This window comes from Salinarimonas soli (assembly GCF_008386575.1).
Classification (GTDB): domain Bacteria; phylum Pseudomonadota; class Alphaproteobacteria; order Rhizobiales; family Beijerinckiaceae; genus Salinarimonas_A; species Salinarimonas_A soli.
This window is the reverse complement of the sequence record NZ_VUOA01000005.1, coordinates 130596-154926: the sequence shown is the minus strand read 5'-3', so window position 1 is coordinate 154926 and position 24331 is coordinate 130596. Positions and strand designations below refer to the sequence as shown.

The window sequence follows — 24331 nt, the reverse complement described above, 5'->3', positions numbered from 1 at the left end:
GCTCAAGGTGCCATAGCGGCGGCGAGGAGCTCGTAGGAGCTCAGGCGCGCGGCATGGTCGTGGATCGCGGACGCGACGATGAGCTCGTCCGCCCCCGTGCGTTCCGCGATCGCCGTGAGACCATCTCGCACTCTTGCCGGCGAACCCACCGCGGAGCAGGTCAGCATCCGCGAGGCGTGCGCCTTCTCCACGGGGGACCAGTACGTTTCGATGTCGTCGATCGGCGGCGGCAGCTGCCCGCGCGTGCCCCGGACCATGTTGGTGAATTGCTGCTGCACCGAGGTGAACAGATGCCGGGCGGTTGCGTCGTCCTCGGCCACGACAGCGTTCACGGCCACCATCGCATGCGGCCGGCTGAGCTGCTCGGACGGCTGAAACTGCGAACGGTACACGTCCAGCGCCTGGAGCAGAGCGTCCGGAGCGAAATGCGACGCGAACGCGTAAGGCAAGCCCAGCAGGGCAGCGAGCTGCGCGCCGAACAGGCTCGATCCAAGAATCCAGATCGGCACGCGCGTTCCCGTACCAGGAACCGCCTGGATGGTTTGGCCAGGTTGCAACGGCCCGAGCAGGGCTTGCACCTCCTGCACGTCTGTCACGAATGTGTCTGCCGCATCGGGGTCGCGCCGGAGCGCCCGGGCCGTCCTCTGGTCCGTGCCCGGCGCGCGGCCGATGCCGAGATCGATGCGCCCTGGATGCAGGGTCTCGAGCGTCCCGAACTGCTCGGCAACCACCAGGGGCGCATGGTTCGGAAGCATGATGCCGCCGGACCCCACGCGGATGGTCCGGGTGGCGGCGGCCACGTGGCCGATGACCACCGCCGTCGCGGCGCTCGCGATGCCGACCATGTTGTGGTGCTCGGCCAGCCAATAGCGACGGTAACCCCAGGCCTCGGCATGGCGGGCGAGGTCGACCGTGTTGCGAAGCGCGTCGGCCGGAGTGCTGCCGAGCGGGACGGGAGCGAGGTCCAGGATGGAGAGCGGGGGCAAGAGGGTCTCCCGGGGGCGTCCATATCGAAGCCCCTCATGTGGTGATCGCACGCGCGATTGCCGAATGTCCGCCACCTCGATTGTCCAGGAGCATGATCGCGCCTCGTTCGCTCGGTCGGCAACGCGGGCGCCGTAGGATAGGATCGGCTCGCCGAGCCACAGGGGAGATCCGGCGGATGCACGCCTTCGAGGTGATCCTGGCGCTGCTTCTGGGAGCGACGATCCTCTCCTCGCTCGCGCGCCGCATGGGGGTGCCCTACCCGACGCTGCTCGCGCTCGGCGGAGCCGTGCTTGCCTTCGTGCCGGGAGCGCCGCAGATCGACCTGCCGCCCGACCTCATCCTGGCCCTGTTCGTCGCGCCCGTTCTGCTCGACGCCGCCTATGATGCGTCGCTGCGCGACCTGAGGGCCAACTGGCTCCCCGTCGGCTCGCTGGTTCTCGTCGCGGTAGGCCTGACGACCGCGGCTGTGGCCTGTGCGGCACGCCTCATCTTCCCCGACATGCCATGGGGCGCGGCCATCGCGCTCGGCGCGGTCGTCGCCCCTCCCGACGCCGTGGCGGCGCTCGCGGTCCTGAGGCAGGTCCGGCCCCCTTACCGGATTCGTGTGATCCTGGAGGGCGAAAGCCTGCTGAACGACGCATCGGCGCTCCTGATCTACCGCCTCGCCGTCGGCGCGGTCGCGGCCGGCGGATTCAGCCCTATGGGATCGGTGCCGACCTTCGCCGTCGTCGTGTTCGGCAGCGTCTTGGCTGGATGGCTGGCGGCTTGGCCGGTGAGCCGCGTGACGGGACGGGTGAGCGACGCGCCGAGCTCCGTGATCCTGCAATTCGTCTTCACGTTCGGCGTCTGGCTGCTGGCGGAGCGCCTTGGCCTGTCGGGCGTGGTCACGATCGTGGTCTTCGGCCTGACCCTGGCGCGCCGGTCCGCGATGCCGCTGCCGGCCAGCATACGGGTGCCGTCCTTCGCCATCTGGGAAACGGTGACGTTGGTTCTGAACGTCCTCGCCTTCACGCTCATCGGGCTCCAGATCGGGCCGATTCTCGGGGCGGTCAGCCCTCCGGAACGCCTTCGCCTCGTGGGCGCGGCCCTCGTCGTGCTCGCCGTCGTGATCGGCATTCGCCTCCTCTGGACCTTCACCTACGAGGAACTGCTCCGCCTTATCTCCAAGCCGGCACGCGGACACGGGAGCCCGTTCGCCGTGGCGTTGCCGTCGACCGGTGGGGCGCTCGTCGTCGGCTGGGCGGGCATGCGCGGGATCGTCACGATCGCCACCGCTCTGGCTCTGCCGGCGAGCTTTCCCTATCGCGACTTCATCCAGCTCTCCGCCTTCGTGGTCGTGCTCGGCACGCTGCTGCTCCAGGGCCTCACCCTTCGCCCGCTCCTGAGCGTTGTCCGGCTGCCACGGGAGGACACGGTGGAAGAGGAGATCGGGATGGCCCGACGCTCGGTGCTCGGGGCGGCGCTCGCCGAGCTGGACGGCGACGGCACCCCGGCCGCGCAACGGCTTCGCCACGAATATGAGGACGCCCTGGAGCGGGTGTCGAGCGGCGGCGATCCGCGGGATTCGGATGACAACGCCCTTCGCCGCCGGGTCGTGTTCGTGGGGCGCCGAACCCTCGAGGATCTCCGCAGCTCAGGCGTCATCGGCGACGATGCCTATCGCCGCGTCGAGGAGGAGCTCGACCATGTGGAACTGAGTGCCCTGCCTGCGGCTAGGGAGGAGTGACGAAATGGACCAAATGATCACGCTGGCGCGGCGTTCATGAGCGCCACCGTCATCGTCCGGCCCGCGACGGCCGCGGACGCCCCGCGCCTCGGCCAGCTGGGCGCCTCGCTCGTCGCGCTCCATCACGAGTTCGACCCGAGCCGGTTCATCGCGCCGGGGCGGGGCACCGAGCGCGGCTATGGGCGCTTCCTCGCCGAGGAGCTCCGCCGGCCTGGCGTCGTCGTGCTTGTCGCGGAGCGGGCAGGCATGGTGGCGGGCTACGCCTATGCCGCCGTGGAGGGCCAGGACTGGATGTCGCTGCGCGGGCCTGCGGGCGTGATCCACGACATCGTCGTCGACCCGGAGCACCGCAGGCAGGGCGTCGGCGCGGCCCTGCTCGCGGCGACGATCGACGCGTTGTCGGCGCAGGGTGCGCCGCGTTTCGTCCTGTCCACGGCGGCCCGCAACGAAAGCGCTCGACGCTTCTTCGCGGCCGCGGGCTTCAGGCCCACGATGATCGAGATGACGGCGGAGCGGCGTGGCGCTGACGAGGGCGGTTCTTGAGACGCCGTCGCCTTGTCGGCGAAGCAGAGGCAGGGGTCACCAGGGAGCCCCGCCACAACGGCGACGTCGTGGCGGGAGAGAGCGTCGGTCAGGCCTTCGCGAGGTCGAACCGGTCGGCGTTCATCACCTTCGTCCAGGCCTTGACGAAGTCGCGGACGAACTTGGCGCCCGCGTCGGCGCAGGCATAGACCTCCGCGATCGCGCGCAGCTGCGAGTTGGAGCCGAACACGAGATCCGTGCGAGATGCCGTCCAGCGCGGCTCGTGGGTGTGCCGGTCGGTGCCCACGAACTCCTCGTCGCTCTCGTCGCTCACCTGCTTCCACGCCGTGCCCATGTCGAGCAGGTTGACGAAGAAGTCGTTGGTGAGCTGCCCTGGACGGTCCGTGAACACGCCGTGCGCCGACCCGCCGTGGTTCGCCCCGAGCACCCGAAGGCCGCCCACGAGCACCGTCATCTCCGGGGCGCTGAGGCCCAGGAGCTGGGACCGGTCGACCAGCAGCTCCTCCGTCGGCACCCGGAAGCGCACCTGGAGGTAGTTGCGGAAGCCGTCGGCCTTGGGTTCCAGCACGTCGAAGCTCGCCGCGTCGGTCTGCTCCGCGGTGGCATCCGTTCGGCCGGGCGTGAAGGGCACCTCGATGGCGTGGCCCGCCGCCACTGCGGCCTGCTCGATTCCCACCGAGCCGCCGAGGACGATGAGGTCGGCGACGGACACCCGCTTGCCGCCACCGGCCTTGCCGTCGAACTCGGCCTTGATGCCATCATAGACCGCCAGCACCCGGGCGAGTTGCTCCGGCTGGTTGACGTCCCAGTCTTTCTGGGGAGCGAGGCGGATGCGCGCCCCGTTGGCGCCGCCGCGGTGGTCGGAGGCGCGGTAGGTGGAGGCCGAGGCCCAGGCGGTTGTCACGAGCTCCTGGACCGAAAGGCCCGATGCCGCGATCGCCTGGCGCAAGGCCGCGACGTCGTCGGGTCCGATCGGCGCGTAGTCCGCCTTCGGGATCGGGTCCTGCCAGATCAGGTCCTCGGCCGGCACCTCGGGCCCGAGATAGCGGACCTTCGGCCCCATGTCGCGGTGGGTCAGCTTGAACCAGGCGCGCGCCCAGGCGTCGGCGAACTCCTCCGGGTTGTCGCGGAAGCGCTCGGAGATCACCCGGTACTTGGGATCCTTCTTCAGCGCCATGTCGGCGGTGCTCATCATCGTGGGCACGCGCTTGTCGGGGCTGTGGGCGCCTGGCGCCATGTCCTCGGGCTTCTGCCCGATCGGCTGCCATTGGTGGGCCCCCGCGGGGCTCTTCACAAGCTCGTACTCGTAGTCGAGCAGCATGTGGAAGTAGCTGTTGTCCCACTGGGTCGGGGTGGGCGTCCAGGCGCCCTCGAGGCCCGAGGTAATGGTGTGGTCGCCCATGCCGCTTTCATGCTTCGACGCCCAGCCCAGGCCCTGGCTCGCGATGTCCGCGCCCTCCGGCTCGACGCCCACATGCTTCGGGTCGCCCGCGCCGTGCGCCTTGCCGAAGGTGTGGCCGCCCGCGGTGAGCGCCACCGTCTCCTCGTCGTTCATGCCCATGCGGGCGAAGGTCTCGCGCATGTCGCGGCCCGAGCCGATCGGGTCGGGGCAGCCGCCGGGGCCCTCCGGGTTGACGTAGATGAGGCCGTGCTGGATGGCGGCGAGAGGATTCTCGAGCGCGAGCCCCGCCTCCTCGTCGATGCGGGTCTGGCCGAGCCACTCCTCCTCGGTGCCCCAATAGATGTCCTTCTCGGGCTCGAAGACGTCGGCGCGGCCCCCGCCGAAGCCGAAGACCGGCCCCCCCATCGACTCGACGGCGACGTTGCCGGCGAGGATGAACAGGTCCGCCCAGCTCAAGGCCGCGCCGTACTTCTGCTTCACGGGCCACAGCAGGCGCCGGGCCTTGTCGAGATTGCCATTGTCCGGCCACGAGTTGAGCGGGGCGAAGCGCTGGGTGCCCGAGGACGAGCCGCCGCGGCCGTCGCCGGTGCGGTAGGTGCCGGCCGAGTGCCAGGCCATGCGGATGAAGAACGGGCCGTAATGGCCGTAATCCGCCGGCCACCAGGGCTGGCTGTCCGTCATCAACGCCGTGAGATCCCGCTTCACCGCGGCGTAGTCGAGACCCTTGAAGGCCTCGGCGTAGTTGAAGTCGTCCCCCATCGGATCGGGCGAAGCGCCGCGCTGATGCAGGATCTCGAGGGAGAGCTGGTTCGGCCACCAGTCCCGGTTCGTGCGGCCCAGAAGCGTCCGCAGGGCGGCGGGCTGCTTCTTGGGATCGCCTGACGGCTCGTAATCGGCGTGCTGGTCCATCTCGGAGGCTCCTGCGATCGTGATCTTCGTGGCCGGCCTGCGAGGCCCACCTTGGTTCGAGCCGCCGTTTGGCGACGAACGAGTTGTGCCTAGCAGTGGACCTATCCGACAAATTAATCCAATGAATGAAACCAATGTCACTGATAGTCTTTCTCTATGAACACTCCCCTCCCCTCCTTGCGTCAGCTCGCCTATTTGGTCGCGCTCCATGAGCACCAGCATTTCGGCCGTGCGGCGGCCGCCTGCTTCGTCACCCAGCCGACGCTCTCCGTCGGTATCGCCGAGCTGGAGGAACTGCTCGGCGTCGTGCTGGTGGAGCGCTCGAAGCGCAGCCTCCGGTTCACGGCGCTCGGCGAGGACGTGGCGGCGCGCGCGCGCCAGCTCATCCGGGGTGCGGAGGACCTCTGCGCCGCGGCCCATGGCGCCCGCGAGCCGCTGGTCGGCCCGGTGCGCATGGCGGCGATCCCGACGGTCGCGCCGTTCGTTCTGCCTCGCATCCTCGGCGGCATGAGCCGCTCCTGGCCACAGCTCCGCCTCCTGGTGCGGGAGATGCTGACGGGTCCCGCGTGCGAGGGCCTTCAGCGCGGGACGCTCGATTGCGTCCTGTTGGCCCTGCCGGCCGCGTGCGGCAATGTCGAAGCGTACGACATCGCCGTCGACCGTCTCCTGCTCGCGACGTCGAGTGGGGATGCCGGGCCGGACACCCGCGCCTCCCTCGACAGCATCGATGCCGCGCGCCTCCTCGTGCTCGAGGATGGCCATTGCCTGCGCGACCACGCCCTGACCGCCTGCAAGGCGAGCCGGCCCGCCGCCGACGCTCCGCTCGTCGCGTCAACCTTGGAGACGCTGGTGCGCCTCGTCGATGCCGGGCTCGGCGTCACGCTCCTGCCCGAGATGGCGGTTGCCGCCGGGGTGCTGGCGGGGTCGCGGGTGCGAAGCCAGGCCATCGAGGGAGACGGCGTCGAACGCCGCATCGCGCTCGTCTGGCGACGGGATCACCCGCGCAAGGCGGAGTTCCGGCTGCTCGGCCGGTCGATCCGCGACGTGCTCGACTCCGCGGCCGGATGACGGGACGGAGCAGTCCGAGTTTCAACGCTCGGCGAGGGGTCTCCGCGTGCGGGAGCCTGGGATCGTCCCGATTCCCGTGGCGGCCCGGAGCCCTTAGGAGTGGCGCATCCTGGGGGCCGACGGCTCCCCTCACCGCGACAGTCCTGAGCCCACCATGTCCCATCCGGTTCTCATCGTCGGCGGCGGCCTCGCCGGCCTGACCGCCGCCCACCGCCTGCACCAGGCAGGCGTCCCGTTCCGGCTGCTCGAAGCCCGCGAGCGGCTGGGCGGCCGCATCCTGTCGGTCGATGCGAGCGGCAGGGCAGCGGCGGACGGCTTCGACCTCGGGCCATCCTGGTTCTGGCCCGGCACGCAGCCGGCGCTGAACGCGCTCGTGAACGAGCTCGGCCTCCAAGCCTTCCCGCAGAACAGCGAAGGCGAGATCGTTGTCCACCGCATGTCGCGGGAGGCGCCCCAGCGGTATCAGCTGACGGCACAGCCCGAAGCCCAGTCGATGAGGCTCGCGGGCGGGTCCGGTGCGCTCGTCGCGGCCCTGGCGGCGGGGTTGCCGGCGGAGAACATCCGGCTCGGCGCCCGCGTGACCCACCTGACGCGGGCAGCCGACGGTGTTGAGGCACGCTTCGCCACGGAGAGCAGGTCGCAGGAGACAGTGCGGGCCTCCCACGTCTTGCTCGCGGTGCCGCCGCGCCTCCTTGCAGCGGACGTGACCTTCTCCCCGGCGCTCGATGCCGCCACCCAGGATCTCTGGCGCTCGACGCCGACCTGGATGGCCCCGCACGCGAAGGTCTTTGCGCTCTACGACAAGCCGTTCTGGCGCGAGGCCGGGCTGTCGGGTACCGCGCAGAGCATGGCCGGCCCTCTCGTCGAAATCCACGACGCGACCACCGTCTCGGGTCGCGCGGCCCTGTTCGGCTTCCTCGGCGTGCCCGCGGAGCGCCGCGCGGCACTAGGCGAAGAGGCCCTGGTGGCGGCTGCCATCCAGCAACTCGTCCGCCTGTTCGGGGTGCAAGCCGCTTCGCCGATCGGGACGCTCTACAAGGACTGGAGCGCGGATCCCTTGACCGCGACCCAGGCCGACGGGTTTGCCGGCGGCCCGCCCATGGCGAGCGCGCGGTCCTGGATCGACGCGGAGTGGTGCGACCGCGTCACCCTCGCCGGCAGCGAGACGGCCGATGTCGAGCCGGGCTACCTCGCCGGCGCCGTGGACGCGGCGGAGCGCGCGGTATCCGCCATGGCAGGCCTCCGACGGATGGCGGCCCGCCGGGGGTAATCGCCCCGCCGTGGATTTACCCCGCCAAGCTCGGGCGGTGGCCGCCGCCTCGAACCAACCTCCGCGCCCGCCGTTCCATCTGCGGCGGGCATGAGCCCGGGGCGGCCGTGCCGGCCGATGGAGGAATGGTGATCATGGGTCTGTTCAAGTTCATAAAGGATGCCGGCGCGCGGCTCCTCGGCGGCGGTGCCCACGCCGCCACGCCGGATGCGCTGAAACAGTCGGTGCAGGCCAACGGCTTCGATGCAGGGCGTCTCGGCATTAACGTCGAGGGTGACCGGGTCAAGCTCTCCGGCCAGGCCATGAGCCAGGAGGAGGCGGAAAAAATCATCCTTTCGCTCGGCAACACGATCGGCATCGCCGAGGTCGATACCAGCGAGCTCCAGGTGCAGCAGGCCACCACCCCGTCCACCATGTACACGGTGCAGAAGGGCGATACGCTCTGGGCCATCGCCGAGAAGCACTATGGCAAGGGTCAGGGGGCGCGCCATACGGAGATCGTCAAGGCGAACTCCCCGCCGGTGAAGGACCCCGACATGATCCAACCGGGCTGGGTCCTGCGCATCCCGCAAGCCTCGTGAGGAGACCCACCATGCGTATCTTCACCCTCGCCCTTTCCCTCGGCCTCACGGCCGGCACTCCGGCGCTGGCGGCCGAGAGCTGCAAGGCGCAGGCGACGGGCAAGAAGCTCGCCGGCGCCGCGATGACGAGCTTCATGACGAAATGCGAGCGCGACGCGGGCGCCGCCTGCGACCTGCAGGCGGGCGAGCGGAAGCTCGCCGGTGCCGCGAAAACAAGCTTCACCAAGAAGTGCGTCTCGGACGCGGTCGGAAGCTGAGCTTCCGACCCGAGAGGCGGCTGCACACGTGGTTGTGGAGCCCGGCGGCCCGGGCCCCCGCACCTACATGGCGGCTAGCCTGGGCGGCATCTGAGCGACGTCGGCGACGGATCCTTCCGCGGGCTCCGCGTCGCTCGTCGCAAGCGGTGCGCTGATCGTGCAGACGACGCCCGAGAGCAGGAACTCGAGGTGGACCTCTCCGTCGAGTTCCCGCGCAAGGCCGCTCTCCAGCAGGCGGGAGCCGAATCCCCGGTGAGCCGGGGCCTCCACCGGTGGGCCTCCTGTCTCCCGCCAGGTCAGGAGGAGCCGCTGGTCGGCGCCGCTGATCACGACCTTCCAGTCTATGGTGACATGCCCGGTCGGCGTGGAGAACGCCCCGTATTTGGCGGCGTTCGTGCAGAGCTCGTGCAGGGCTAGCGCCAGCGCGAGCACCATGGATGGGCTCAGGTGGACCCCCGGGCCGCTCAGGGAGAAGGGCGCCCTGTCATAGCCCCGATGAGGCGCGATGGCCTCGCGGATTACCGTCTCGAGATCGGCACCCTCCCATTGCGAGCGGGTGAGGATGTCCTGAGCCCGCGACAGCGCCATCAGGCGTGAGATGAACACTTGTTTCGGCTCCGGGGAGCCCAGGTTCGGTTTCAGCGTCTGCATCGCGATCGACTGCACCGCCGCCAGGGTATTCTTGACCCGGTGATTGAGTTCGTTGACGAGGAGGCGCTGACGCTTCTCGCGGATGGAGAGTTCGTCCATGAAGCCGTCGATGGCGGCCCCGACGCGCTCGATCTCGCCGGCGCCGCCGGTCATGCCGGTCCTCGCGCTCTGGTCGCCCCTCCGCCAGGCCTCGATCGTCGCGACGAGGTGATCGACGGGGCGCCCGATGACGCGGCGGCCGAGCAGGCCGGCGAAGACCAGGGCCGCGATGGCTCCAGCCGCCGCGAGCAGAAAGCCGCGCCGCGTGGCCTGATCCAGGGCCGCGAACACGGTCGACTCGGGCAGGCCGGCGCTGACATACAGCCCGGCGCCGTTGGCGGAGGGCGGGACGTAGCCGATGATCCGCCGGGTGCCGTCCTGGCTGAGCACCTCGCGGCTGCCCGGCCGGTCGGCGCGCACAAGGTCGATGAAGGTGTCGGGGATCTGCGTGCCGATGAAACGCCCCGGATAGGGCTCGCGCGCGATGATCCTGCCGTTGCGGTCGGCGATGGTCAGCGCTCCTCCGTTCGTGAAGTCGCGCCCCCGCAGCTTGGCTCCGAGCCAGTCGAGATCGAGGCTTGCCGCGACGATCCCTATGGTGTTTCCGTCGGCCGCCTGGATGGGGACGGCGATGGGGATGTTCGCCCTCCCCGTGATCCGGCTCTCGGTGTAGTCGCCGACCACGAGCCGGCCCGTCTGCATTGCAGCCTTGAAATAAGGCCTGTCGGCGACCGACATCGGCTGCGGATCCACCCCCGGCCGGCATCGAAGCTGCCCATCGCGCGCGATGACCGCGACGGAGCTGATGCTCGGCGTGTCGGCTTGGACGGACGCCAGATAGGCCTTGCAGCCTGGGATGTCGTCCGACTGGACGATGGGCGCCTTCGCGATCGCGGAGAGCGTGCCGCTGATCCCGCCGACGATGCCTTCGAGCTCCTGAGCGGCAAGCTGCCCGAAGCGCAAGGCGAGCCCATGCACCTCGGCCTCGCGGCTGCGGCGCAGGGCGACCTCGTTGTAGGTCAGAATCGCAAGGGCCGGCGCGAGCGCCACCGCGGCAAGAAGGAACAGCCGCATTTGCAGCGACAGAAATGGGCGCCGGAACGGCAACGTGATCTCCCGAGATGGTGGAGATGAGCCGACCGGGGAAAAACCACGCGATCGTTCCGCATCGATCTTAGCCGACCCGGGGCTCATGACCTAGCGTCAATTGGACCGGACGAGTTCCCCCGAGCGGCTCGCCATATCGCCTTGAGGCGAGCGGCCGCGGTCCGCGTGCGGTTGACGGGCCGGCGCAGCCGCGACAGGCTGAACCGCATCGCGGAACCGGAGCGCAGCATGGCGAGCGAACGACCTGTCGTTCTGATCACGGGTGCCGGCCGTGGCATCGGCGCCGCCGTCGCGCGCCTCGCGGCCGCCCGCGGGTACGACGTCGCCGTGAATTACAGGTCGGACCGCGGCTCTGCCGAGGAAGTCGTGGCGGGTTGCCGCGAGGCCGGCGCGAACGCTGCGGCGTATCAGGGCGACATCGCGTTTGAGGCTGACGTGGAGCGGGTCTTCGCGGACGCGGCGGGGCTCGGGCGCCTCGTTCACGTGGTGAACAATGCGGGCATCACCGGGCGCTCCGCCCGGCTCGACGCGGCGCCCGCGGAGACGATCCGAGCCTGCATCGACCTGAACGTGACCGGCGCGCTCCTCGTGGCCCGCGAGGCGGCGAGGCGCCTGTCCAGGCGGCACGGCGGCTCGGGCGGCAGCATCGTCAACATCTCCTCGGTCGCGGCCGCGCTCGGCAGCCCGGGCGAGTATGTCTGGTACGCAGCCTCGAAGGGCGCGGTGGACGCGATGACGGTCGGCCTCGCGAAGGAACTCGCGGAGGAGGGGGTGCGTGTGAACGCCGTCTCCCCCGGCCTGATCGACACGGAGATCCACGCCCTCAGCACCGGCGACCCGGCGCGCCTCGAGCGCCTCACGCCGATGATCCCCTTCGGCCGACCGGGTTCAGCCGACGAGGTCGCGTCGGCGGTCCTGTTCCTGATGTCGGACGAGGCCTCCTACATCACCGGAGCGAATCTCAGGGTGTCCGGCGGACGATAGACCTGGCCGCGCGGGTCGGGCCTGCTCGCATCCGCTGCAACGGCCTCAAAGGTGCCCGCCTAACGGCTCCCCATGGCAGGTCCGCCGGCATGCCGACGAGTCCATCGACCTTACCCCGGTGTCCTATCCGGAGCGGCCTCGACCGCGCGAGCTTCGCTCACGAGGCGCACGATGCCGGAATGGCCCGGGGTTGCCAGCCAAGCCGTGTGGCGGCTATCTCGATTCGGAGATGCACCGAACCGGCCCGTCGCGCGGTCGGGCAGCAGGACAGGGGGACGTCCAGGATCATGATCACGAATGTTGGGAACGCCGGTGCCGGCACGGTGGACGAGAACGCTGACGGCAGGCGCCGGGCAGGAGTTCTCGACCGCCGCTCGTTTCTGGTCGGTTCGGCCGCGGGCCTCGGCGCCTTGGGGCTCGCCGGCTGCGCGACCTCCGACGGCATGAGCGTCGCTGAAGCCGCCAAGATCTACGGGCCGGTGCCCGACGAGAAGTTCCCGATCCCGGCAGCCGACATCAGCAAGTTCGACCCGAAATATTACCGGCGGACCGTTCGCTACGACACCAAGGAGGCGGCCGGCACCATCATCGTCGATCCAAGCAATTTCTACGTCTACCGCGTCGAGGGCGACGGGTCGGCGACCCGCTACGGCGCGAATGTCGGCCGCGACGGGTTCCGGTGGAGCGGGGATGCCTATGTCGGCCGCAAGGCCGAATGGGCGACCTGGACGCCGCCCAAGGAGATGATCCGGCGCCAGCCCGAGACGGCCAAGTACGCCCGCGGCATGCCGGGCGGCCTCGAGAACCCGCTCGGCGCCCGCACGCTCTACCTGTACCAGAACGGCGCTTACACGCTCTACACCATCTATGCGTCGAGCGATGTCGAGTCAATCGGCTCAGGGATCACGAGCGGCTGCGTCGGCCTTCTCAGCCAGGACATGATGCACCTGTACTCGCGCACCCCGGTCAAGACGAAGGTGGTCGTGCTCCCGGCCTGAAGCGGGCGTGCCGCGCCGGGCACACATCCCCGGCGAGCCGCTCCGCGATCGTTCGTCCGTCTTTGGTCCATTTTCGCCATGGTTCGCCGCTACGCGACGGACCCGGGCGAGGTCGGGGCAGGCCCCGCGACCTCGCGGAGGGATGGGTTCGACACATGCGGAACACCGGACGTCGCCGTGGGACTGGGCTCGTCCCCGGCCGCCTGACCATCCTCGGCATCGCGGCGGCAGTCGCGGCGCCGCTCCTATGCTCGCAGGCGCCGGCCTTGCCGGGCGACGACACCCGCACGCTGACCTTCGTCCACACCCACACGAACGAGACCGCGACCGTCACCTTTCGCCGGAACGGCAACTACGATCAGGCCGCGCTCGACCAGGTCAACTGGCTGCTGCGCGACTGGCGCGTGAACGAGCCGACGACGATGGACCCGCGCCTTCTCGACATCATGTGGCAGGCTCGCCGCGAGACCGGCTCGACGGGACCGGTCCACATCATCTCGGCCTATCGGTCGCCAGGGACGAACGCTGCGCTCCGCCACCGGTCCAAGGCGGTGTCCGAGCACAGCCAGCACATGGCAGGCAAGGCCATGGACATCCGCCTGCCGGACGTGCCCAGCGCGCGGCTGCGCGAGGCCGCCATGCGGCTCCAGGCGGGCGGCGTGGGATTTTATCCCGGGTCCGATTTCGTGCACGTCGATACGGGCGGCGTCCGGGCTTGGCCGCGCATGTCGCGGGATCAGCTCGTCCGCCTTTTCCCAGACGGCAAGACGGTCCACCTTCCCTCCCGCGGCGCGCCGCTGCCGGGCTACGAGCTGGCCCGCGCCGAGATCCTGGCGCGCGACGCGGCGGCACCGTCCGGTTCCACGCAGGTCGCGGCCGCCGGCCAGAACCTCTGGGCCGCCCTCTTCGGCCGGACGCCGGGCGCGGGCTCCGAGCCGGCCGTCGTCGACCGGGCCGCTGCCTCGTCCCAACCTGAAACGGGCAGCCCCGGAGAGGCCGCACCGCCTCTCCCGCCCGCGCGCCCGCGTACCCTCGGCGTGCTCACGACTGCGAGCATCACGCCGGTCGGAGCGGAGCCGCCCTCTCGCTCGGTGGAGGAGCCCTCCCCTGCCGAGGCCGATGCGCTGCGGGCCTTCTTCTCGCCGGCACTGGCCGCCCGACCCGAGCGAGCGCGGATCCACTATGCCCAGGCCAGGCCTCGCGGTCTCGACGAGCCCGGTCTCGCGCTGGACGGCGCCGGCATGCTGGATGTTCGCTTCACGCCCGACGGGCGCCGCGACCTCGGCTACGGCCGCTTCATCGGCCCGGCCGTTCGCCCCCTGCCGGTGCCGACAGTGGCAAAGGACGGCCTGCCAGGCTAAGGCCCCGGCTTGGCGGATGAGACCCGCCACAACCGCCATTGCTGACCGGGAAGGCGCATCCCCCTCCCCTCCCGAGGAAGAGCGGCTCGGCGGAAGCCTCGACCATCAACGGGAGGCCACCATCGTCCTGTCGCACCGCACATAGTCCTGCGAGCCCCGCTCGCTTCTCCATGTCAGACGCGGGCCGGACAGAGCCAGGCGAACGTTCGAGGTCCAGCGCTCTCGCCCGCTCCTGCACTGCGCCACGATGGCCCAGGAGCCGGCGCCCGTGACTGTGCGGTCCACGAAGGAGCAGCTGACATTGCCGGCCCGCGCCCCGCGCTCGTCGAGCACCATCGGCAGCATGCCGCGACGCTGCGCCTCGGACCGCGAGCAGGCGCTCGCGGTCGGCCCCCACAGACCGGCCACGAGAATGCGACCCTGGTCCTGAGCGGGCTTCGGCTCGCGAGCCGGCGTTTCGGGTGCCGAACGCTCGGCCGGCACAAACCTCGCGTAGTCCGCCCCGCTCAACGACGCCGTGTCCACGAACAGGCGCCTGGCGCGATCGAGCGGCATGCGGTGTGCAACGGCAGGCGGGGGCTCGATGTCCGCGGCGGGCGGGTCGGCCGCCACGATGACGACGGACGGGAGCTTATCGTCGATCTTGGTGGTGGCAGGTGCTCTGCGCTGGGCGGCGGCACGCTCGACCTGCCTGACCCCGGCTGGAGCGGGATCGGCCTTCGACCGGAGATACATGCCGTACTGGCCTTGGATCAGCAGGGCGGCGCATGCTGCGAGCATGGCTTCCGGGTAGTGGAGCTTCACGATGCCGATGAAGCGTCTGAGGGCCGAAGGCGCAAGCCCATCCGGCCAGTGGGCGGGCCGGCACCCATGCGCGCCCGCGCGGAACACGGCCTGGCGCTTATACCTCCCGAAGATGAGACCAGTGCCGCAATAGGTGCAGCGGATCTCCAGGCGCCTTGCAACATAACGTCCAAGTCCACGCGCCGCGGAGCCCATGACGCCCCCACCAGTTTTGACAATCGACGAAACCTGAAGCGATGTAAGGATACGGCGCCACCGGACGGGGGATCAACGAAGGCGCGACGATCGGATTAACCTTTCGTTAAGAACGGTTAACGGCGCATGCCGGCCGTGTGTCCGGTGGACCGGCCCTGCGCCCGCGCCGGGTCACCGTCCCTCCCCCACGAGACGCCCGTCCTCCAGCGTCACGATCCGGTCGGCAAGGTCGAGGATGCGCGGGTCGTGGGTGACCATCAGCGTCGTGGTCCCCCGCGCCTCCCCGAGCGCCTTCAGCATGCGCACCACCTGAAGCCCGCTGTCCCGATCGAGTGCCGCGGTCGGCTCGTCGGCGAAGACCACCTCCGGGTTCCCGACGAGGGCGCGAGCGACGGCCACGCGCTGCTTCTGCCCGCCCGAGAGATTGCCCGGCAGGTAGTCGAGCCGCTCGCCGAGCCCAACCAGCCGCAGGAGGTGCTCGCAGGGCTCCCGCCAGTCCGCCGCGGCGGACCCGTGCACGCCCAGTCCCATGCGCACGTTCTGCATCGCCGTGAGGCTGTCGTGGAGGTTGTGGGCCTGGAAGATGAAGCCGAGCCGGCGGCGGCAGGCGACGAGAAGCTCCTCTCGCGCACCCGCAAGCTCCTGCCCGAGGAGGCGCACGCTCCCGTCTTGCACCTCGCGCAGGCAGCCCATGAGGGTCAGGAGCGTCGTCTTGCCCGAGCCCGATGCCCCGAGAAGCACGGTGAGCCGGCCGCGCTCGATCGAGAGGTCGATGTCGAACAGCGCCTGCTTGCGCGCCTCGCCTGTTCCGAACCAATGGTTCAGGCCCCTCACGTCGATCGCGGCGGTGGATCGGTCCATGTCCGCCTCAGAACAGTTCGGCGGGGTCGGCGCGGGCGAGGCGCCTGGTCGCGATCGCGCCCGACACCCCGCACATCAGGATCGTGCCGCTGAGCACCAGAACCGGACGCGCCGGCGTCATGGCGATAGGCAGTCCCGTCACGGCCGCCACCGCCGCATAGAGGCCGAGCGCGATCAGCACGCCCGGCACGAACCCGAGCAGGGCGAGGATGAAGGCTTCCTCAAACACGATGCCGAGGAAGCAAAGCTGGCGGTACCCGATCGCCTTGAACGTCGCGTATTCGCGCAGATGGTCCGCCACGTCGGTCGAGAGCACCTGATAGACGATGATGACGCCGACGAGGATCCCGATCACGATGCCGAAGCCGAACACGATGCCCACGGGGCGCTGGGTGGTTTGGAAAGCCTGGTCCTTGGCGACGGCGTCGTCGACCGTCCGCACGATGCTGTCATAGGCCGGCAGGGTTTCGCGCAGGGCCGCCGTCACGGCGGATCGGTCGGCAGCGGGATCGAGACGCAGCACGATATGGTTCGGCGCGCCCGCGGCGCGCTGCGGGAAGAGCCGCAGGAACGTCTGGTCCGACACGATCAGATAACCGTCCGCCGAGAAGCCGCCCCTGATGCTGAAGACGCCCGCGACGGTCAGGGTCCGCCCTTTGGCCTCGAAGCGGTAGGGCTCGCCGCGCGCGATCCCGTCGAAGAACGCCGCCGGCACGTTGCGGGTGCCCCGGTCGATCAGCGCAACGTCGGCGTTCTGAAGCAGCGCACGACCCGCCTCGATGCCGGGCGTCCGGAAGGTGGGCGCGGCCGGGTCGACGCCGAACACGTCGAGGGTGCGGATCGTGCCGTCCGGCTGGCGCCAGTCGAGCTTGCCGTAGTGGAGCGGCGTCGCCGCCGCGATGCCCGGCACCGACAGGGCCTCGACCATGCGGCTGCGCGGCAGAGGGCTGCCGTCAGCAAGGGTGTTCATGTCGGCGGCCGAGACCAGGAGATCGGCGTTCATGGCGGCGTAGGGCAGCCGGATGCTCTCGACGAGGGCGCCGAGGAAGCCGAGCTGCATGAGGACGAGGATGTTGGCGAAGGCGACCCCGGCGATCGCGGCGGCGAGCCGGCCGCGATTGTGCACGAGCTGCAGCCAGCCGATCGGCAGCCGGCCGAGGAGCCGTTCGAGAAGCGCCGTCACGGCGCGCCACCCACCTGGATGCGACCCGTCACCTGAAGGTTGGTGTATCGGCGGGCCACCTCCGAGGATGCGGGGTCGAGACGGACATGGACCTTCACGACGCGCGCATCCGTGTTGGCGGCGGGGCTGGTATCTGTGGCAGTCTGGCGCCCGACCTCGAGCCCGATGCGGCTGACCCTGCCGCCAAGAGCCTCAGGGAGAGCATCGGCCGTGACCGTCACCGGGCCGCCGACGTCTACCTGCCCGATCCGGGTCTGGTAGACCTCCAGCTCCGCCGTCATCCGGCTCAGGTCGCCGAGGTTCATCACGCCCTTCGCGCCGGGCTTCTCGCCCGGCCGCACGTGGATCGTGAGCACCGTGCCGTCGGCGGGTGCGCGGATCACGCCCCGGTCGAGATCGCGTTCGGCACGGGCGAGCTCGGCGCGCGCGGCATCGAGGTTGCGCATCGCCACCAGGATGTCCGGCTGAGCGGCGTCGTCGACGCGCTCGAAGCGAGAGAGCGTGGCTCGGGCGGCCTCGACCTCGCGCAGGGCCTGATCGCGGGCGGCGCGCCGCTGGTCGTAGGCTGCGTCGGCGACGATGCCGCGCCGCCGCAGCTCCTCGGCCCGGTCGAACTCGCGCTCGGCGTTCTGCGCCGCCGACTGCGCCCGCGCCAGGGCCGCGCGGGCCTCGTCGCGGCTGGCCGTCACGGTGGCGCGCGTTTGGGCGAGCGCCGCCTCGCGCACGCCGACCGTGGCGCGGGCCGCCTCCAGGGCGGCGCGCAACGGCGCCTCGTTGTCGAGCACCGCGAGCTCGTCCCCCCGCCGGACGGTGTCGCCCTCAGCGACCCGGAGAGCTGCGATCCGGGCGTCGCCTGCCCCATAGGGTGGCGCCACGACGACCACGTCGTTCTCAGGCAGGAGGCGTCCGAGAGCCACGACCTGCCGCGTGATGGGGGCGGCGTTCTGCCGGGGCGGCGCGCGCTGGACCGGCACCGCGATCGGATCCCGCGTGCCGCCGCCCGGTTGCAGCCCGAGAGCCTTCATGGCGAGGCGCAGGCCCGGCGGCTGGACGTAGAGCCCGACGAAGGCGCCGGCGGCGAAGATCAACCAGATCAGCGGCACGATGCGCAGGGCCCCGAGCGCCCGGCGCCAGCGCGGCCGAACGAGGGGAGCCCCGGGGCGGCGGTCGACCACGAGGATCGGCAGGGCTTCGTCGTCGATGGGCCGATGCGCCGTCATGACGAACCTCGCGGGCGGCGTGCCGCCTGGACAATTGATGACCGTAAAGTCATTATCACGGCCATGACAGGTGATCAACCGATAATGACCGACGGGTCAGCAAAGCCCCGCCGGCGGCGCAAGGAGGCGCGCCCGGCCGAGATCATCGAAGCGGGGCTCGCGGAGTTCGCGGAGAAGGGCTTCGCGGCCACCCGGCTCGACGACGTGGCGGCGCGCGCCGGCATCGCCAAGGGCACGATCTACCGCTATTTCCCGAGCAAGGAGGCGCTGTTCGAGGCGGCGCTGATCTCGCGCGTGGCGCCGATGCTGGACGGCGTCGAGGCGGTGCTCGCGGACTATCCCGGGTCGAGCGCGGACCTGCTACGGCTACTTCTCGAGCGCGTGCATCGCGAGCTCGTGGACTCGGACGCCCGCATCCTCATGCGCGTCATCATCGCCGAGGGCTCGCGCTTTCCCGCGATCGCGGAGGCGCACTACACGCATTCCATCGCGAAGGGACGTGCGATCCTGGAGCGGATCGTGGCACGGGGCGTCGCGAAGGGCGAGTTCCGGCCTGGCGCCGCGGCCGACCTGCCGATGGTGGTGATCGCACCGGCCCTCATGGCCGCGATCTGGCGCACGGTGTTCGAGCCCATCGCCCCGATCCCGCCCGAGCGCTTCCTCGCCGCCCATCTCGACCTCGTCCTGCACGGCCTCATGGCGCCCGAGGGTTCGGGCAGCTGACCTCGGTCGTGTGGCAGGAGCGGACGCGAGCGGGCGCCCTTCAGCGGCTGAAGCCCGGGATGATCGGTTCCGCCGGCGCCGGCGGCGCGATGGCGTCGAAGGGGCCGCGAACGGCGCCCTCGATCGCCTGGAAGGCGCATACTTGGCGCAGCGCCGCTTCACGGCGGATGCGGCGCACCAGCTGCGCACGCCGCTAGCCGTGCTCGGCGCAAGATTGGAGACGCTGGATCCTTCCCCGGGGCGCGAGGCACGGGGCGCCGACGTGCGCCTGATGGGCCGGATCGTGACGCAGCTCCTGAGCCTCGCTCGGCTGGAGGCCGCGGACCTGCCCGGTGCACCCGCCCCCCGCCCCGTCGACCTCGTCGGCGTTGCGACGGAGACGGCAGCGGCGCTGACCCCGCTCGCGATCCGCGCGCGCAAGGAGATCGCGCTCCTGGCCCCGGATGAGCCCGTGACCGTGCAGGGCGACGCCGACGCGATCGGCGAAGCGCTCACGAACCTCGTCGACAACGGCCTACGTCACTCCCCACCCGGCGGGGTCGTCGAGGTGGAGGTGACGGCGCCAGGGATCGTTCGCGTCGCCGACCGGGGGCCTGGCGTTCCGCCGTCCGAACGCGAGAGCATCTTCGCACGCTTCCATCAGGCCAGCGCCGACGCCAGGCCAGGCGGAGGCGGGCTCGGGTTGCCGATCGCGGCCGCGATCATGCGCCATCACGGCGGGTCGATAGCTTACGCCGACCAGGAAGGCGGCGGCGCCCTTTTCACCCTCGCCTTTTGCGACCCGTCCAAGTGAGTCGTCAGGAAATCGTCACGCGCAGGGCTGAAGGGGAACGCGAGAGAGGGATAGGGCCATGGGGCTGAGGCTCGTCGTTTGATTGATGGGTGGTGGACTGGCCGTGGGCGCCGTCGTTCTCGGCGTCGAGGCCGGCGGTCCCCAGCCGTGCGAGCGCGCCCTCGCCGGGGCGCCAGAGGCGCTTGTTGCCCTACCGCCGGGTGCCCGTCACGCGTCCGCGGCGGAGCATCTCACGGCGGCTCGGCGTAACCTGTCCGAGGCGGACGAGATCGGCTGCATGAGCGAAGTCTCGCTCGTGCACGTATCCTCGGCCACTGACCCCCGCCATCGGAGCCGACGATGTCCGAAGGTCTTGCCGTGCTCCCGCCCGACCGTGCCGCGACCGTGGCAACAGCCGTCGCTCGATTGCACCCACTAGCTGCTCGCGGCCCTGCTCCTCGTAGCGTCCCCCGCCGCTGACGCTGCCGGTTTGCGCCACGCTGCATCAGCCAGCAAGGCGGAGGCGGAGGCCGCGGCGCGGGCGGGTGACGACGATGACGACACGGCCCCGGAGGGATGGACCCTGGAGGCGGGGTTCGGCAGCTTTGCAGCGCCGCGCCGCACGGGGTCGCGCCGCTACGCGCCCACCCTCGTTCCCCTGCTGGAACGAGGCTGTGACGACGTCCTGGAGGCGTCGACGCGCGAGGGCGTCACCTACCGGGTCTTCGACGACGGCTGGCTCAAGGGCGGACCGCTCCTCGATATCGACGAGAAGAACCGCCCGGGCACGCGCGCCGGGAACGGCCTGCGCGCCGGTCGATATGGAAATGCGGGCGAAGGAGCCTTCGGCAAGGCGGATCTCGGCCCTGCAACGGCCCGGCTCGAGCTCAGCGAAGGCATCCTGGCACGACGCGGCCTCAAGGCCGAGGCAACCCTCAGCCGCGACCTCACCCTCGCGGCGGGCCTGTCGCTCGACTACGGGCTGAAACTGCAAGGGGGCGACCGGCTCTATACGGCGACCACGTACGGCCTCCTCCGCGCCCGTCGCGGCCTAGGCGACACAGGGGCTGTCCCAGGTCTGACGGGCGTCGGGCCGACGCTGTCCGTTCGTCAAGCTCTGACGGAGACCCAATCGCCCACCGGCACGATCGAGGCGACCCGGCTCGTGGGTGCCGCAGCCCAGTCCGGGGCGTCGCGGCACGGCTCGTCGCGCAACGACACGCTCGTCGGTCTCTCCTGGCAGACGAGATTGTCGCCGCCGTGACCAGCGACGCGGGGCTGGAGCTCGGTCCGCCCGATCGTTGTGGGCACGTTGAGAGGCCGGCCCTCAAGGACGCCTTCCGACGCGCGGTCTCGATGGAATGCCGCGCCGGCCGATCGCGGGCGAGGTGACGCCGCCCGTCGCGGCAAGCTCTTCCTCCCAGCCGCTGCCGCGGAAAAGGACAGCGATTGCCAACCTAAGCAGCACCTGCGCCCAGGTTCCCCGGGCAACTCGACCTCATCCGGTCGATGCCGGATCCCCGGCAGGATACAACCGATGTTAATGCTGGGCTCACACGCCTTCCCTAACAGCACCTACGCGTGCCTGCCTTCGGAGACTTCGGGCTGTCCTAGCACCCGTCCCGGCTGGGTTGGCCGGATTCTTGCTGAGCAGGTCAATACAAAAGCAACGCACTGTGGCGTTTGATCCGGCTCAACCGAATCGGCGACCGCCCGTATCCGTTGCCTGGGGACACAAAGATGCGCGCGCTCGACCGCAAGCCCGATCAACGCACCGCCGAGCGCCTGCTGCGCCGGTGGGCGACCCCGTCGTCGCGGGGTGACGAGGGCACGGGTCTGGGAGCGTCGGGGCCGCGGATCCTGTTCGTCACCTCGGAGATGTCGGATTTCGTGAAGGCCGGCGGTCTCGGCGAGGTCTCGGCGGCCCTTCCGCGGGCGCTCCGGGCAACTCACGACGTCCGCGTTCTCATCCCGGGCTATCGCCAGGTGCTAGCGGGGCGGAAGGTCACGACCGTCGGACGCCTGCGCGCCGCCTACGGCCTGCCGGCTTGCGACGTCGGTCGGATCGACCTTGCCGACGGTCTCGTCGTCTATGCCGTCCTCTGCCCCGAGCTCTACGACCGGCCGGGAACACCCTATGTCGACGAGGCCGGGCAGGACTGGAGCGACAACGACGTTCGCTTCGCGCGCCTCAGCCTCGCGGCGGCCGACCTCGCGTCCGGCCTGGGCGACCTCTCGTGGACGCCCGACCTCCTGCACGTGAACGACTGGCCCTCCGCCATGGCGCCGGCTTACCTCGCCTGGCGCGGCAGCCCCGTGCCCTCCGTCCTGACCATCCACAACCTCGCCTATCAGGGTCTGTTTCCGCATGATCGCCTGGAGACGCTGGGCGTCCCGGCGAGCGCGTTCCAAATCGAGGGGGTGGAGTTCTACGGCCGGGTCTCCTTCCTGAAGGCCGGCATCTTCTACGCGTCGGACGTCACGACGGTGAGCCAGACCTACGCCGACGAGATCACCACGCCGGCCTTCGGCTGCGGGCTCGAAGGCCTCCTGCGCATCAGGGCCGCGCAGGGCCGGCTGCATGGCTTCGTCAACGGCATCGACGAGAGCTGGGACCCGAGGCGCGACCAGCACCTCGCCGCGGGCTTCGACTCGAGCGACCTTGGGGGCAAGCACGCCAATGCCGAGGCCGTCCGGGGGGCCTTCGGCCTGGAGCCCTCGACCGGCCCGCTGTTCTCGGTCGTGTCGCGGCTGGTTCACCAGAAGGGCATTGATCTCAGCATCGCCGCCACCGCGTCGATCCTCGCGGGAGGCGGGCAGATCGCCGTCTTGGGACGGGGCGAGGAGCGTTTCGAAACGGCCCTCCAGGAGCTCGCACGGGCGTATCCGGGCGCGGTCGGCGTGCGCGTGGGATTCGACGAGACGGAGGCCCGGCGGCTTTACGCGGGAAGCGATTTCCTTCTCATGCCCTCGCGGTTCGAGCCGTGCGGCTTGAGCCAGATGTACGCGCAGCGTTACGGCTCGCTTCCCGTGGCCCACAGGACGGGCGGCCTCGCCGACACGATCGAGGACGGCGTGACGGGCTTCCTGTTCTCCGACCCGTCGGCCGCGGGCTTGGCGAGCGCCGTCGGTCGCGCCGTCGAGAGCTTCCGCTCGAAGCGCCGGATGGCGCTCATGAGAACCGCGGCCATGAGCCAGTCCTTCGGCTGGCATCAATCGGCCGCCGCCTATGGTGAGCTCTACGCACACGCTCTCGGCGAACTCGCGCCACGCTGGTCCACCCGCGACGCCGCCTGATCTCCGGCGGCCAGGGTGCGGGCTGCTCACCGCAGATCGATCCCCGGATCGTGAGCCCGGGCGCGGGTGACGAGAGCGTCGTGCGTCGCCGCGAACGCGGCCGTGTTGTCGAAGATGCACCAGACCGCTCGCCCCAGGGCCCGATCGTCGCGAAGGCGTGCCGCGATCCGTGATAGGGTCTCGTCGTCGTAAGGCGAGTAATAGATGCGAGGCGAGCCGTGCAGGCGGTAATAGACGAGGCCCGGCCAGCCAGCCGGATCACCGGCACCCGCCACGGGTGCCGGGTCGGCGGCGACGCGGGCGATGCGCAGCTCGTCGAAGAGGGCGTCCACCGCGGGCGTGAACCAGGAGGCGTGCCGCGGCTCGCATACCACGTCGCCGGGGAAGCGGGCGCGCAGGGCATGCAGGAACCCGTCGGAGACGCCTTCATGAAAGGCCAGCTTCGGGGGCAGTTGCACTAGAACCGGGCCTAGCCGCTCTCCCAGCCCGGCCACCTCGAACAGGAAGCGGTCGAGGAGCGCGTCGCAGTCCGTCAGGCGACACTCGTGCGTGATGGCTTTCGGCATCTTCACCGCGAAGCGGAACGTCTCCGGCACGCTGGCGGCCCAGCGCTCGTAGGTGGACCTCTGATGAGGGCGGTAGAACGACGTGTTGATCTCGACCGCGTCGAACACCGCCGCGTAGCGCTCCAGGTGGCTGCCATCCGGCGGGAACGCGTCGGCGTGGGGCTTCGGGATGCTCCAGGCCGCCGTTCCGATGCGGATTATCTCGGCCCTGCTCACACCCTCTCCCGCTCATCGCCCGTGTGCAGGGAGAACCGGCTCGACGACTTGACCGTTCCCGAAGGCGAAGGGCACAAGCGGCAGCACACCCCGGCACATGAGAACTCCCGCATCCCCCAAGCGGCGGATGCCGCAGGGGGCGGCAGGGCGCAGACTATCGGGCGATCGACGGAGGTGAACATGAAACCCGCCCTCGCGCCGCTCCTGTTGGGAGCCCTGGCCGTTCCGGCACACGCGCAGCAAGGGACCGCGCGGCCCGATCTGCCCGTCCTGAAGGAGGTCACGACGGAGTTTCCGAAGGACCGGGAGATCGAGGCCCGCGTTCTCACGGCAACGGTCCAGCCCGGAACCACCTCGCCCTGGCACACGCATTCCGCGCCCGTGGTCGTCTATGTCCTCGAGGGAACCTTCACCCTGGAGCTGAAGGATCGGGAGGCCGTTCACCGGAAAGCTGGCGAGGCCCTGCTCGAACCTGTCAACGTGGCGATGCGCGCCGCAAACCACGGTGCCGTTCCGGCCAAGGTCGTGATCTTTCAAGCCTCTCCTCCCCACGCGGCGTTCCTCGATCCGGTGAAGTGAGGGAACAGCGGCCCCGCGCAAGCGAGGACCGT

Annotated in this window: 23 protein-coding genes and 1 pseudogene; 15 read left to right on the top strand and 9 right to left on the bottom strand. The window is 70.3% G+C overall.

Annotation, left to right across the window (positions count from 1 at the left end; translation table 11 throughout):
* Window positions 1-2: 2 nt before the first annotated feature.
* Window positions 3-986 carry an LLM class flavin-dependent oxidoreductase gene (locus F0L46_RS02040; protein WP_149815361.1) on the bottom strand — a complete coding sequence of 328 codons (984 nt, stop codon included), beginning with the start codon at window positions 984-986 and terminating at the stop codon, window positions 3-5.
* 176 nt (window positions 987-1162) lie between these two features.
* On the opposite strand from F0L46_RS02040, the gene F0L46_RS02035 reads away from it, so the two are divergent.
* Together F0L46_RS02035 and F0L46_RS02030 are read left to right on the top strand one after the other, a co-directional pair.
* Window positions 1163-2713, top strand: a complete 1551-nt coding sequence (locus tag F0L46_RS02035; RefSeq protein WP_149815360.1) for a cation:proton antiporter — start codon at window positions 1163-1165, stop codon at window positions 2711-2713.
* A gap of 36 nt (window positions 2714-2749) precedes the next feature.
* Entirely contained in the window at window positions 2750-3256 is a 507-nt protein-coding gene (locus F0L46_RS02030; RefSeq protein WP_149815359.1) for a GNAT family N-acetyltransferase, read from the top strand.
* 88 nt (window positions 3257-3344) lie between these two features.
* Here F0L46_RS02030 and katG read toward each other — a convergent pair whose 3' ends face one another.
* On the bottom strand, window positions 3345-5567 hold the full coding sequence (katG, locus tag F0L46_RS02025) for a catalase/peroxidase HPI (protein ID WP_149815358.1): 2223 nt from the start codon (window positions 5565-5567) through the stop codon (window positions 3345-3347).
* Window positions 5568-5723: 156 nt separating this feature from the next.
* Here katG and F0L46_RS02020 point away from each other — a divergent pair, with 156 nt between their 5' ends.
* The 4 genes from F0L46_RS02020 (at window position 5724) to F0L46_RS02005 (ending at window position 8743) form a co-directional block, all read left to right on the top strand.
* Window positions 5724-6635, top strand: coding sequence for a LysR substrate-binding domain-containing protein (locus F0L46_RS02020; RefSeq protein ID WP_149815357.1), 912 nt, complete (start codon window positions 5724-5726; stop codon window positions 6633-6635).
* Between the two features lie 154 nt (window positions 6636-6789).
* A complete protein-coding gene (locus F0L46_RS02015; RefSeq protein ID WP_149815356.1) occupies window positions 6790-7905 on the top strand; it encodes a flavin monoamine oxidase family protein in 1116 nt (371 codons plus the stop codon).
* Between the two features lie 134 nt (window positions 7906-8039).
* Window positions 8040-8486, top strand: coding sequence for a peptidoglycan-binding protein LysM (gene lysM / locus F0L46_RS02010; RefSeq protein ID WP_149815355.1), 447 nt, complete (start codon window positions 8040-8042; stop codon window positions 8484-8486).
* Between the two features lie 11 nt (window positions 8487-8497).
* On the top strand, window positions 8498-8743 hold the full coding sequence (locus F0L46_RS02005) for a hypothetical protein (protein WP_149815354.1): 246 nt from the start codon (window positions 8498-8500) through the stop codon (window positions 8741-8743).
* Window positions 8744-8806: 63 nt separating this feature from the next.
* Here the strand turns inward: F0L46_RS02005 and F0L46_RS02000 are convergent, their stop codons facing one another.
* Window positions 8807-10507, bottom strand: coding sequence for a sensor histidine kinase (locus F0L46_RS02000; protein ID WP_188311817.1), 1701 nt, complete (start codon window positions 10505-10507; stop codon window positions 8807-8809).
* Window positions 10508-10768: 261 nt separating this feature from the next.
* Here F0L46_RS02000 and F0L46_RS01995 point away from each other — a divergent pair, with 261 nt between their 5' ends.
* From F0L46_RS01995 to F0L46_RS01985, 3 genes are all read left to right on the top strand, one after another.
* Entirely contained in the window at window positions 10769-11524 is a 756-nt protein-coding gene (locus tag F0L46_RS01995) for an SDR family oxidoreductase (RefSeq protein WP_149815352.1), read from the top strand.
* 287 nt (window positions 11525-11811) lie between these two features.
* Window positions 11812-12522, top strand: a complete 711-nt coding sequence (locus tag F0L46_RS01990; protein WP_149815351.1) for a L,D-transpeptidase — start codon at window positions 11812-11814, stop codon at window positions 12520-12522.
* Window positions 12523-12677: 155 nt separating this feature from the next.
* Window positions 12678-13883, top strand: coding sequence for a peptidoglycan L,D-endopeptidase MepK (locus tag F0L46_RS01985; RefSeq protein WP_149815350.1), 1206 nt, complete (start codon window positions 12678-12680; stop codon window positions 13881-13883).
* A 105-nt stretch (window positions 13884-13988) separates the two neighbouring features.
* Here the strand turns inward: F0L46_RS01985 and F0L46_RS01980 are convergent, their stop codons facing one another.
* The 4 genes from F0L46_RS01980 to F0L46_RS01965 form a co-directional block, all read right to left on the bottom strand.
* Entirely contained in the window at window positions 13989-14687 is a 699-nt protein-coding gene (locus tag F0L46_RS01980) for a hypothetical protein (protein WP_210247586.1), read from the bottom strand.
* Between the two features lie 366 nt (window positions 14688-15053).
* A complete protein-coding gene (locus tag F0L46_RS01975) occupies window positions 15054-15743 on the bottom strand; it encodes an ATP-binding cassette domain-containing protein (RefSeq protein WP_149815348.1) in 690 nt (229 codons plus the stop codon).
* Between the two features lie 7 nt (window positions 15744-15750).
* Window positions 15751-16926, bottom strand: coding sequence for an ABC transporter permease DevC (gene devC, locus F0L46_RS01970; RefSeq protein WP_149815347.1), 1176 nt, complete (start codon window positions 16924-16926; stop codon window positions 15751-15753).
* Window positions 16923-18146 (bottom strand): HlyD family efflux transporter periplasmic adaptor subunit, encoded by a 1224-nt coding sequence (locus F0L46_RS01965; RefSeq protein WP_149815346.1) that lies wholly within the window; start codon window positions 18144-18146, stop codon window positions 16923-16925. The genes devC and F0L46_RS01965 overlap by 4 nt, the downstream gene beginning before the upstream one ends.
* 84 nt (window positions 18147-18230) lie before the next feature.
* On the opposite strand from F0L46_RS01965, the gene F0L46_RS01960 reads away from it, so the two are divergent.
* Window positions 18231-18869, top strand: a complete 639-nt coding sequence (locus tag F0L46_RS01960) for a TetR/AcrR family transcriptional regulator (protein WP_149815345.1) — start codon at window positions 18231-18233, stop codon at window positions 18867-18869.
* Between the two features lie 40 nt (window positions 18870-18909).
* Here the strand turns inward: F0L46_RS01960 and F0L46_RS25990 are convergent, their stop codons facing one another.
* Complete coding sequence (locus F0L46_RS25990) at window positions 18910-19047, bottom strand: hypothetical protein (RefSeq protein ID WP_188311816.1); 138 nt, start codon at window positions 19045-19047, stop codon at window positions 18910-18912.
* 21 nt (window positions 19048-19068) lie between these two features.
* On the opposite strand from F0L46_RS25990, the pseudogene F0L46_RS27170 reads away from it, so the two are divergent.
* The 4 genes and pseudogenes from F0L46_RS27170 to glgA all read left to right on the top strand — a co-directional run.
* Window positions 19069-19128 (top strand): annotated as a pseudogene (locus F0L46_RS27170) (hypothetical protein); the annotation flags it as partial.
* Window positions 19129-19140: 12 nt separating this feature from the next.
* Window positions 19141-19662: a sensor histidine kinase gene (locus tag F0L46_RS01955; protein WP_240539825.1), complete on the top strand. Its 522-nt coding sequence runs from the start codon at window positions 19141-19143 to the stop codon at window positions 19660-19662.
* A 469-nt stretch (window positions 19663-20131) separates the two neighbouring features.
* Window positions 20132-20905, top strand: a complete 774-nt coding sequence (locus F0L46_RS01950; RefSeq protein ID WP_149815343.1) for a MipA/OmpV family protein — start codon at window positions 20132-20134, stop codon at window positions 20903-20905.
* A 476-nt stretch (window positions 20906-21381) separates the two neighbouring features.
* On the top strand, window positions 21382-22938 hold the full coding sequence (gene glgA, locus F0L46_RS01945) for a glycogen synthase GlgA (RefSeq protein WP_149815342.1): 1557 nt from the start codon (window positions 21382-21384) through the stop codon (window positions 22936-22938).
* 26 nt (window positions 22939-22964) lie between these two features.
* On the opposite strand, the gene F0L46_RS01940 is transcribed toward glgA, so the two are convergent.
* Window positions 22965-23720 carry a DUF72 domain-containing protein gene (locus F0L46_RS01940; protein WP_149815341.1) on the bottom strand — a complete coding sequence of 252 codons (756 nt, stop codon included), beginning with the start codon at window positions 23718-23720 and terminating at the stop codon, window positions 22965-22967.
* A gap of 48 nt (window positions 23721-23768) precedes the next feature.
* Here F0L46_RS01940 and F0L46_RS01935 point away from each other — a divergent pair, with 48 nt between their 5' ends.
* On the top strand, window positions 23769-24299 hold the full coding sequence (locus tag F0L46_RS01935) for a cupin domain-containing protein (RefSeq protein ID WP_149815340.1): 531 nt from the start codon (window positions 23769-23771) through the stop codon (window positions 24297-24299).
* Window positions 24300-24331: the final 32 nt, after the last annotated feature.